Here is a 10589-nt window from a genome sequence, read left to right on the forward strand (position 1 = left end):
ATTCAGGCGATCGCGTTAACCGGCAGGCAAACAGAGGCTCAATCCTGGTAAGCCCAGTTGCTGGGCTATCGATGGCCACCCTTGTCCTCAGGGAGAGGGGCTGGGGGTGAGGGCCTCATCCTAGCGAATCTTGCCCTCGATAAAAGGCACCTCCAGCACTTTTTCGTGGTGGATAGGGCCGTGGCCGAAGTAGCCTCCCTCCCCAAACAGTTCGCCGTGATCGGCTGTAACCGTGATGTAGGTGTTTTTGGGAACCAGGTCGAACAGCTGTTCAAAGATCCCATCCAGGTAGCGCACCGCCTGGATCTGTCGCTGCCGTAGCTCTTCCAACTGGGCCGAATCGAAAAAGGGGATCCCGTCCTCTTCTCCTTCATCCAGCCGCTTCAACACCCCATTCACCCCCGAGATGCGGGGCCACAAGCTGGGATCCTCATCGGGCAGCGCGTAGGGATAGTGAGTTTCGCCCACGTTTAACAGGTAAAAGCTGGGGCGATCCGGCTCGAAGCGCAACTGTTCCACCATGGCCGCCATATCGTTGTGCTGGGGCATGAGGCGGTAGGAATCGAAATCCCGATTCAGCAGCGTGCTGGGGTTGAGCACCGGCATGGAGACCATGGCGTGGGTGGTGTAGCCCAGTTGATGCTTCAGCAGCGTCGGCAAATAGAGATGAGGCAGCAGATGCTTGAACTCAATGGGTTGCCGGGTGCCGAGCCGCTCGTTGTAGCGCAGATAATCTTGCTTGTAGTGCTCGGACGCAAAAACGTGGATGGGGCTGGTGTGGGGCAGCAGGCCCATGAGCAGGTTGTAATGGGCAGGGGCCGTCCAGGAAGCGTAGCTCCAGCGCTTTTCCAGAGGGCCCAACTTCAGCAAGTGCTTGGGGTTGGCCGCCAGCAGGCTGTCGAAGCGGCAACTGTCTAGGACGATGAGCAGATAGTTGTTCTGTCCCCGCGGTTCAGGGCGGGGGTCGGGCTCAGACGCAGGAGCGGCAGACGATTTCCACCAGTTTAGGAATCCCATCCTTCCTCCTCCTCGTCGGCGTAGGGCCGCTGGACAATCCGCCAGTTGGGAGCTGCTGCCGCATCGTCGTCCTCAGGAGCGGGATCGCGAATGCGTTCCGGCGGGATATTGGAATAGGAATAGCGGCCTGCTTGGGGATCCGGCTCGTACTCCGGCAGATCTTGGGGCAAATAGTGGTCGGGGGGAATCAGCTGGGCTTCCAAAAAGCGAACTCGGTCGCTCAACTGAGTTAACTTACGGATTGCCTGTCGCTGGAACACCCGGTCGTGCAATCGCCAGGAGCCTACATACAAAAATCCCAGCCCCATCCCTGCCCCATAAGAGGCCAATAGCACCAACGACAAAGGAATCGGGGATCCCGATTGCCCACCCACCACAACCCTTGCCGGGGATCCCCAGTTTTGGATGAGGAGAACGAGCAGGCTCAAGATCCACAAGCCCAGGAGTATGAAGCGAAGGTTTCTGATCGCGTTAGCGGGACGAAATTCTTGCATGGCCTCAACCCTACCCTTTATTAGGCTACCATTCTTCCCTTTCTCCACTGGCCTGGCAGCAAAGACGCTGGAAGCTCAAGCGGAGTTGTTCTCAACAGCCATTAGCCCTCTCCCTAAGGCGCGCTTCAGGGAGATCCCGGGGCGGAAAAAGTCGTTTCTAGCCGCCTGTATCTCTCCTCCAGGAGAAGGACTTGGACTGTTGAAGCTCGCTGCAGGAGCAGGTTTGCGGGTATGGGCGGTACAAGATTCGAACTTGTGACCCCTTCCGTGTGAAGGAAGTGCGCTACCACTGTGCTAACCGCCCGCAGATACCACTCTAGCAGCTATCGACTAGAGCAGGATCTCTATATTACCACGTCAGCGATTGAGCCAGAGGATTCGGATCGGCATGGGAGATGGCTAGAGATAGCCGGGATCCGGCCTGAGGGCTACAGTAAGGGTCAGGGAGCTGTGGGGCGCTATGGCCTACTCACCGACCGAAGAGGCAATTGCTCTGCTCATTGATTTGGCAGAACGAGGCGAGATCGATCCCTGGGATGTGCAGGTCATCGAGGTTATCGATCGCTTTCTGGCCCGTATGGCTCCCACCAGTAGCAGCCATGACCTGTCTGAGTCGGGACAAGCCCTGCTCCACGCTGCCATGTTGGTCTATCTTAAGGCGATGGCTTTGGCAGAACCAGAAGCAGAAGAAAGTGAGCCCAGCCCGGTGGAGGTAGAAGTGGATCCCTGGCCAAGCTGGTCTTTGGCACACTTGGATCGCGTGTTGCAACCCAGGGCAGCACCCCGTCTTCAACGTACCCGGCCCATCACCCTCAAAGAACTCATCGCCCACCTGCAAGAGCTGGAAACCCTGCTGGAACACCAGCCCGAAGCTGCCCCAAAGCCGCTGGCCCAACGGATTTCTCGCCAGCAAGCGCTGTCGGCCATCACTCAGCTAGCCCACCCGGAAAACCTTTTGGAAACCACCGCCGAGCTAGAATCTCTGCTGGCTCAGCTTTGGCAGCAGGGTCTGACCCAGATCAGCTTTGTCGATCTCCAGCAACACTTTTGCCAAAAAAGCTATCAAAACGGCAGCAGCGGGACCATTCACCCCATTCAAGTCTTCTGGTCATTGCTGCTAATGGCTGCCCGCTCTCAGGTGGAGCTGTGCCAAGAGGAGTTCTACGGCCCACTGACCATCCGACCCTGCACAACTGAGGGCCTGGCAAAGTAGATCCCGCCCTTGGGATCCCCTTCATCTGCCAAGGTGAACTCTAGAGAACTTTTCTGGCCGTGGCCGGGCCATCCACCTCTAGGCTTCTGAGCTGGCGTCTGAACCTGAGGATGTCAAGCGCTCTTCTGCGCCGCTCTGGCAAACGGAGAACTCAATCCGTGCCTTCAGCATCGTGCCGGGCACGATCCGCCCGTTTGAGATCTTCCCCACTGGAGCGCACCGGCAGCTCGGCAGGAGCCTCCCGATCCAGGTAGTAATCCTCCACGAGGCGCTCGCTGCTGGGGTGATCTTCTCCTTCGGTAGGCAACAGTGGCGGATGCAGCAATTCAGCCGGAGGGCAGTCTTCTGAGGTGAGCAAATCTGACGTGCTGAGCATCCCCTTGGGAATGGTGGAAAGGCGCTGAGCAACAGCTCCAATGCTTTCCAGGCGAATCATCTCCTCCCAGGAGCAGATCTCCTCCTCATCTTCTGTCTCGTAGCGAACTAGGATGGTGTCCCCTTCGATATCGAGGATCTTGGCCCGTTCCAGCCAGCGTCCCTGATCCCGCAGATAGATCCACACATCCTTGCCTTCGCGGCTGAGTTGATAGATCCTACGATGAAGCACGGTCCCCTCCTGAAGTGAAAGATCCGAGTGAGTTGTGGGGGCTACCCAGCTCATCCCTCCATCTTAGCGGCTGGACACCGAGGCTGTATGCCTTTCCCGAGGCCAGACAGAGTCTCTTTAGGTTGGGTCGGTTTCGGCCAGAGAGACCCCTTCCATCGCCAAGGCTGTCTCCGCTTCTTCTGCCTGCACATCCCGCAGAAAGGATTCCAGAGAGGCATGGGCTTCCGCCTCCAGTTCTGCTCCGCCAAGGGTCATGCTCTCTTCCGGCAGCCAGCCCAAAAACGGCAGGGGCAAGAGGGTAGAAAGGTTGGTCAGGATCAGCAGCAGCCCCAGCCGGCTGAAATCGGTCTCCGTTACCCCCAGCCCATGCATCAGCAGGGATCCCAGCTCTTGGGAGAGAAACCCCGCCAAATTAAAGGCCGACATCAGCAGAGCAAAGAGGGTGGCCTCGATCCCAGGGGGGCAGAGGCGGGCGGCCAAGACCAGCACTGGCATAAAGGCAATTTGTCCTGCCACCGTCAGCACCAGGCTGTCCCCCAAGCTAAACCAATGATCGTCGATGCCCCAATCCCGGTTGAGGTGATAGACCAAGATAAGGCTGGTCAGGCCCAACGCCGCCGAGATCACCGTCATCCAGCCGAACAGGGGCCGCAGTGGGATCCGCCGCAGATACACCTGGAAGATCCCTACCCCCAGCAAACTGGCGATGCTGGTTACCAAGCGCACCTGACCCAAAAATTCCGGCCCAAAGCCGAGATCGTTGGTGACAAAGTAAAAAAGAGCCGCATCGGCGCTGGGAGTGGCCTGCCAAACGAACACAAACAGCACCGGCAGCAAAATGCTGGGTTGCCGCAGCGCCCGCCACACCTGCCCCACCTGTTGTTGCAAGGGATCCCAGCCCTGGGACAACGCCACCGGTTGATCGGCAATAACCCAAGCTGCCAGAGCGATGAACAACGGCAAAAAGGCCGTCAGGCCAAACACCACCTGCGGCGGATAATGGGCCAAGAGCGCTCCTCCCAAATAGGCGGTGAGCAGGGATCCCAAGGCCGTTGCTCCCCAAGTCAAAGATTGCAGCGTGCCCGTCCCCGCCCAGTCACTGCCGTGTACCCGCTCCACCACCAGCGAATCTACGATTACATCCCCTACCGCCACCGCCAGGGATCCCAAAACCATCCACAGGGTGGCCAGACCAGCCGTCGGTGCCCACAGGGCCATCCCCAGCCAAGCCCCACACCCCAGAAGCCCCGACAGCAAGAGGTAGGGACGGCGCCGATAGCCCGCCACCGGTACGGTATCCGACAGCAGGCCGTAGAGGGGCTTGAGGATCCAGGGGCTCATGGCAACGCCCATCAACGCCGCCACCTGAGACGGGCTGAGGCCCAAGCTATCCTTCAGGTAAAAGCTGGTGGCCAGCCGTGCCAGCCCCACCGCCCCCTGCACAAAGTACACCAAGAGGATTCCGAACAATTCCGGCGTCCAGTGGATATCCCGCAGCGGGGTCAGGGTGGATTGGTGCAGCCGTTGCAGCAGAGGATGAATCATGAGCGGTCGCAGTGTAGCGAGATGTTAGTTGGTGCGGTGTTGCCTTGGCAACAGCAAAACCATAAGAATCTTAACAGTCTCTTCACCTTAACCTGTCCAACTGGCTTCCGGCTCCGACCTCCTTGGACGGGTTGCGCTTCCCAGCGCTCTTTCTGCTCAACCCAGCCGAGCTACAAAATCTACAAAATAATGAGGTCGAAATGAGGTCGAAAGCTGATCCCCGGGTGCTATGCCATCCAGCCAAGGGCGGGGATCCCAAGAAGTCCAGCATGCTTCCGTCCCATGTTGACCGGCCCAACCCCACCTCGGCGGCACCTGAACCCGCAACTGCAGCAGCAGGCAGGGCAGTAGAGACGGGAGGTTTTGTAGATATTGCCAAAGGGGACTTCGGCAGAATCACTCGGCTGTGCTACCACCTAGACGATCTGCAATCTAGGCTGAGTAAAGCACCGAGACCCAAGCGTAGGCGAATGCGGCAAGCGGCGTTTCGTCTGCGGGAGAGAATCAGGAACTTGGTGGACGAGTGCCATCGCAAGGTAGCGGCGTTCCTAACGGATAACTACCGATTGATATTCCTCCCCACTTTCGAGTCAGCCAAGATGGTTGCCAAGGCAGGGAGGAAGTTTGGTAGCAAGACAGCAAGGGCGATGCTCACCTGGGCGCACTATCGGTTCAAGCAGTTCCTGAAATTTCAAGCCAAAAAGAAAAACGTGGTCGTCGTGGAAGTATCGGAAGCGTACACCAGCAAAACCTGTACCAAGTGCGGGCACATCCACACCAAGTTGGGTGGCGCAAAGGTGTTCACATGCCCCAAGTGCAGCCATAGGCTACCACGAGATTGGCAAGGCGCTCTGGGTGTTATGCTCAGAGCTTTGCGGGATACCGCCTTTCTGTTCGGAAACGGACAGAATGCTATCGCTTCACCGTTGAGCAGTAATGCTCAGCAGTGTTCAGCGTAAATGTATCAGACAAAGGCATTCCGAAGCTATGATGAACAGGGATGGCTCTGAGTTTCTACCTACATCTTTAACTGGGTCTGTTTTCAGGCTGTGCTGACTGCTTCTTCTGCCGGTTCTGCGGCTGAGGCCATTGCTCCTTTTGCTCCCCAAGTCTGGAGCTGGCGCGGACATGCCATTCGCTATGTGGTGCAGGGATCCGGATCCCCGCTGGTCTTGGTGCATGGATTTGGGGCTTCCATCGGCCATTGGCGGCACAACATCCCCGTGCTGGCTGCGGCAGGATACCGGGTCTATGCCCTGGATTTGCTGGGGTTTGGCGGCTCGGCCAAGCCTGCTCTCCCCTACACCTTGGATCTGTGGGCGGAGTTGCTGGTGGATTTTTGGCAGCAGCACATTCAGCAGCCTGCTGTATTTATCGGCAATTCCATTGGTGCCTTGCTCAGCTTGATCATGGCCGCCCGGCATCCCCAGTTAACAGCAGGGGCGGTGCTGCTCAACTGCGCCGGGGGATTGAACCATCGCTCCCATGAGCTCAGCCCGATTTTCCGCCTTTTCATGAGTGTTTTCACCGCTCTGGCGGCTTCTCCGGTGACGGGGCCGTTTTTGTTCGATCGGGTGCGGCAGCGGCAGCGTATCCGCGCAACTCTCAAGCAGGTGTACCGTAACCCCGCCGCCATTACCGATGAGCTGGTGGAGATTCTGTATGCCCCTTCCTGTGATGTGGGCGCTCAGCAGGTGTTTGCCTCGATTCTCACCGCTCCCCCTGGCCCAACTCCTGAAGCCCTATTGCCTCAGGTGCGCTGCCCGCTGTTGGTGCTCTGGGGAGAGGGGGATCCCTGGACGCCCATTCAACGGGGTCGCGGCTTTCAAAACCACGTGAAAGGGATCGACTACCAGTTCTTGCCCATTCCCAATACAGGCCATTGCCCCCACGACGAGCGCCCAGAGGTGGTCAACCCTCTGATTTTGAGCTGGCTGCCCAGAGCCTTTGCGGCGGTCTAGCCTTTTTTAGAGGTTCCTTTGCTGGAGAGGCCCAACCAACCTCGGATTTTGGCCATCCAGACTTGAAGGGGTGAAGGCTGGGGGCGGATCGCCACCTGGATCGGCTCGTCCTGAAAGTCCTTGTCCTTGAGGCGAAACCCAAACTCCAGCTCGTCTTTGACTTTGCCAAGACGGGGGAACAGCCTGACGGCTGCTTTTTTGAGTTCTTCCTCATTTTGGAAAATGGCTTGGTGAATGGCGCTGGAACGTCCCACTGCCAGGGATCCCACCGGCAGCCAAGGGTTGGGCTGGCCAGGCGCGGGCTGGCGACGGCGGGCAAAGATGTTGAACTCCGGCATCCCCTTGGCTTTCAGCTCGTCGTACCGTTGGGCGGCTTCCTTGCGCTTGGCAGTGTTGGAGCTGGCCGGTTTTTTCTCAGGCTTGGATTTGCGGAAACCCTTAGACTGACTCATACTTGGGCTGACGAGAGGGGGGATTTTTTGCAGCTTAGCGCAGATCGGATCCCCTTCTCTGCCGGGGATCCCTTGTCATCATTGTTCGTAGCCGGCGTGCTATACTTGTTGAGCTTCGGCGGGCGGTTAGAGGGGCCCGTCAGTCGGGATGTAGCGCAGCTTGGTAGCGCACTTCGTTCGGGACGAAGGGGTCGCAGGTTCGAATCCTGTCATCCCGATAGGCTTGAAGTTCACTTAGCTGTCAACTGGTAGTTTTTCGGGTCAGGGTGAGACGCCTGGGCTGCTGAGAAAAGCCCTACAAGCCTGTGCATTATTGCTCCGCAATGCTGACGCGAAGATGCGACGACGCGACCAACGTTTTGGGTGTAGGTGCAGTGTCCTATTTTGAATTGAAATGACCCTAATCTTGGAGTTGTAAGTGACGCAGCCAGGCGTTGACGTTAACCCGAATCCGCTGCCCAATCTGTAAGAGGCGGTGCAGGTTTTCGGCGGAAATGTCTCGGCAATCTTCTTGGGGCCAAGCTGGGCAACGCGGGCCAATTTGACGCTCCAGCGCTGTCAGATAGAGCTCTTGCAGGCGATCCAAGTTGATGGGCAGGCGCAGGTCTGCAGCCAATTGCAGCCATTCTTCCAGGTTGTAGAGCTGTTCGCCGAAGGTCTCCGGCTCAAAAGCGTGGGCAAGGTGCCACATCCCCCGCTGTAGGAGCCGATCCAGAACCCGGGCTGCCTCTTCCCGCCGCAACTGACACCCCAACTGCTCGGCCTCGCGCACAATTGCCCGCAATTCCAGCAGGTGATCCCGCTTGCCCTCTTCCATTTCCATCGCCCGCAAACTGGTCAACAGGCGTTGGTTGAGGGTGATCTGAGCGGCAGCCAACAACTCTTCCGGGATCGGCAGGCCGTCGGCCCGAAAGGCCATCAAGACCCCGTAATTGTCCAGGTAGGTTTGGCGGTAGAGCTGGGCCAGGCGGTCTAGGGTATCTTGAGTGAGCCAGCGCATCATCTGCTGCCGATCTTCGTCGTCGAGGGCGTTCAAGTCGAAGGTTTCCGGCCCAAATAGGTCTTGCAGGGTCAGGATCATCTGGATCCGACTGTGGGATCCGGCCAGCAGCCGCGCTTTTATCTGCTCGTAGATGCGCCGCCCGGCAAACGGCTTGACGCCACATTGAAAGTCCCAGCCGCCGAGATGGAGCATGGCGTAGATCAGGTCGTGCTCTTCGCGGGTGGTGGGAAAAGTGAGCTTCACCCGCCCGATGGCCAGCGTCGATCCTCCTATCGTCAGGCGATCTTGATCCACTTGATCCAGCACATATCCCTGGGAACGGGGGATCCCGTTAAACAGGGAAAACATGGCGTGCCGGGCCACCAGCCGTTGCGGGCTGATCAAGCTGGGGCGCACCAAGGCGCAATAGACCCCCTTGCCGTCTCTGTAGAGGTCGAGGTTGCTGGGGGCCTTGCTCAGGCGCTGCAAAAACTCCTCTTCTAGGTTGACATCCGCCACTGCTGCTGCCAACTGGATAGCCCGTGCCGCGTAACGCAGGATCTGCACCCCTTCAGGACGGGATAGCTCCTCGAAAAACCAGCCACAACTGGTGAACATCAACTGGCTGTAGCGCTGCATCTCCAACAGGCGCAGCACTTGCACCCGATCTTCGGCGGTGAGGCGGTGGCTTTGGTGCTCCTGCAAAAAGGCATCACAGCGCTCCCGATCCAAAATCACCTCGATGTAACGATCCCGCGCCAGCCAGGGATCCCGCAGGTAGGCTCTGGCCTCCGTCTCGTAGATCTCGGCCAGCTGATCCCGCAGCCAGTTGAGGGACTCCCGCAGCGGTTGCCGCCAGCGTTGGTGCCACCCTCCCACCGCTCCGCAGCCACAGTCTCGCGACCACCGTCCTACCCCGTGGGCGCAGCTCCAGGCGGTGACCGGTTTCAGTTGCACCTCCCAAGTGGGGGGATGTTGGCTGAGAAAATGGCTGTAGTTGCCCACCTGCCAGCCCCGGCGGGGAAATTCCTCGCAAAAGGCATAGGCCAGCGTGCGTTCTACACCCCGCTTGTGGTGGCCAAAAGTCTCGCCATCGGTGGCACAGTTGATCAGATAGGCTTCCCCCTCTTTGTCCGGGCGCAGAGCGGAACGGATCCGCTCCGCCAGAGAGTGGGTGCTGTAGACGATATCCCCAAAGCCCAAGTCACGGGAAATGGGGCCATCGAAAAAGAAAATATCCAAGTACCCCTCCCGATCGGGGGTAAAGCAGCGGTAGGGCCGACGGGGATCGATCTGGCCTTGGCTAACGTCGATCCACTCCGTTTGTCCCAAGGGGCGAATGCGCTGCGCTTGGCTGGGGGCCAAAATGACGAAGCGGATCCCACACTCAACCAAGGCCGTGACCGTTGCTGCATCAATGGCGGTTTCGGCCAGCCACATCCCCTGGGGATGGCGCCCAAAGCGGTGTTGAAAATCGGCAATTCCCCAGCGGATCTGGGTGTACTTGTCTCGCTCGTTGGCCAGGGGCAGGATGACGTGGTTGTACACTTGGGCGATGGCATTGCCATGACCCTCCAGCCGCTCAGCGCTGAGGCGGTCGCCGGCCAAAATGCGTTGGTAAACTTCAATGTCATGCTCCTCTAGCCAAGAGAGGAGAGTAGGGCCGAAGTTAAAACTCAGGAATTCATAGTTGTTGACAATACGCACCACCCTTCCCTGGTCATCCAGAACGCGGGCAAAGGCGTTGGGGCGGTAACATTCCGCCCAAATGCGCTCGTTCCAGTCGTGAAAGGGGCTGGCGCTCGGCTGTCGCTGAATGCGGTTGAGGCAGGGATCCTCTCGGGGCGGCTGATAGAAATGGCCGTGCAACACCACGTACGGCCGCGCAGAGGAAAGCTCAGCAGCACCTGCCGGAGAAGGAGCCGCTTGCATCGGCGGGTCGGAGACCAAATCGCTGTGCCCTGACTGTGCCGCTGGCCTATCGGAATTTTTGGAGCCACTCGGCATCATGAGATTACACTCCTTTTAGAGGCCTCCAACTGGGTTACAGGGGAAGGCAATGTTAACTTAAGTTCATATCCATACGTTACAGCGATCCCCGATCTGCAACGGTGAATGTAAAAGATTCAGTTGGAAATTTGACAGGGAACAAACATCGGTCAGTAATCTTTGCGTTTTCCTCACAACAGAAGGGATCCAGCCGGGATCCCTTCCTGAACGGGTCTCAGCTAGAAATCGCAGGAGCCCCGCACTGTACCCGTAGGGTCAGTGTCGGGAGGAATGCGGAAGTTATGATAGAACCATGACCCAAGTCCTGA

Annotated in this window: 8 protein-coding genes, 2 tRNA genes and 1 pseudogene; 4 read left to right on the forward strand and 7 right to left on the reverse strand. The window is 58.4% G+C overall.

The features are described from left to right. Positions 1 to 120: 120 nt before the first annotated feature. The 3 genes from ACVWZ1_RS07640 to ACVWZ1_RS07650 form a co-directional block, all read right to left on the reverse strand. Positions 121 to 1017 carry a sulfatase-like hydrolase/transferase gene (locus tag ACVWZ1_RS07640; RefSeq protein WP_011432786.1) on the reverse strand — a complete coding sequence of 299 codons (897 nt, stop codon included), beginning with the start codon at positions 1015 to 1017 and terminating at the stop codon, positions 121 to 123. Further along, positions 1005 to 1445, reverse strand: a complete 441-nt coding sequence (locus tag ACVWZ1_RS07645; RefSeq protein ID WP_414374744.1) for a LapA family protein — start codon at positions 1443 to 1445, stop codon at positions 1005 to 1007. Before ACVWZ1_RS07645 ends, ACVWZ1_RS07640 begins: the two co-directional genes overlap by 13 nt. 298 nt (positions 1446 to 1743) lie before the next feature. Beyond that, positions 1744 to 1815: transfer RNA gene (locus tag ACVWZ1_RS07650), tRNA-Val, on the reverse strand. Positions 1816 to 1971: 156 nt separating this feature from the next. Here ACVWZ1_RS07650 and ACVWZ1_RS07655 point away from each other — a divergent pair. After that, positions 1972 to 2724, forward strand: a complete 753-nt coding sequence (locus ACVWZ1_RS07655; protein ID WP_414349871.1) for a segregation/condensation protein A — start codon at positions 1972 to 1974, stop codon at positions 2722 to 2724. Between the two features lie 151 nt (positions 2725 to 2875). On the opposite strand, the gene ACVWZ1_RS07660 is transcribed toward ACVWZ1_RS07655, so the two are convergent. Then, on the reverse strand, positions 2876 to 3331 hold the full coding sequence (locus tag ACVWZ1_RS07660) for a DUF6679 family protein (RefSeq protein WP_011432782.1): 456 nt from the start codon (positions 3329 to 3331) through the stop codon (positions 2876 to 2878). A 117-nt stretch (positions 3332 to 3448) separates the two neighbouring features. Continuing rightward, on the reverse strand, positions 3449 to 4876 hold the full coding sequence (locus tag ACVWZ1_RS07665; RefSeq protein ID WP_457503028.1) for a folate/biopterin family MFS transporter: 1428 nt from the start codon (positions 4874 to 4876) through the stop codon (positions 3449 to 3451). 356 nt (positions 4877 to 5232) lie between these two features. Here ACVWZ1_RS07665 and ACVWZ1_RS07670 point away from each other — a divergent pair. Both ACVWZ1_RS07670 and ACVWZ1_RS07675 read left to right on the forward strand, forming a co-directional pair. Further along, positions 5233 to 5835: pseudogene (locus ACVWZ1_RS07670) on the forward strand (zinc ribbon domain-containing protein); the annotation flags it as partial. Between the two features lie 90 nt (positions 5836 to 5925). Beyond that, positions 5926 to 6837, forward strand: coding sequence for an alpha/beta fold hydrolase (locus tag ACVWZ1_RS07675; protein ID WP_414417033.1), 912 nt, complete (start codon positions 5926 to 5928; stop codon positions 6835 to 6837). Here ACVWZ1_RS07675 and ACVWZ1_RS07680 read toward each other — a convergent pair. Next, on the reverse strand, positions 6834 to 7289 hold the full coding sequence (locus ACVWZ1_RS07680; protein ID WP_457503030.1) for an HHL1-like protein: 456 nt from the start codon (positions 7287 to 7289) through the stop codon (positions 6834 to 6836). The genes ACVWZ1_RS07675 and ACVWZ1_RS07680 overlap by 4 nt on opposite strands. 144 nt (positions 7290 to 7433) lie before the next feature. Here ACVWZ1_RS07680 and ACVWZ1_RS07685 point away from each other — a divergent pair. Next, positions 7434 to 7507, forward strand: a tRNA-Pro gene (locus ACVWZ1_RS07685). A 182-nt stretch (positions 7508 to 7689) separates the two neighbouring features. Here ACVWZ1_RS07685 and ACVWZ1_RS07690 read toward each other — a convergent pair. Further along, entirely contained in the window at positions 7690 to 10281 is a 2592-nt protein-coding gene (locus tag ACVWZ1_RS07690; protein ID WP_457503032.1) for a DUF3536 domain-containing protein, read from the reverse strand. Between the last annotated feature and the right edge of the window lie 308 nt (positions 10282 to 10589).

The sequence above is a fragment of the Thermostichus sp. MS-CIW-25 genome (assembly GCF_054060015.1).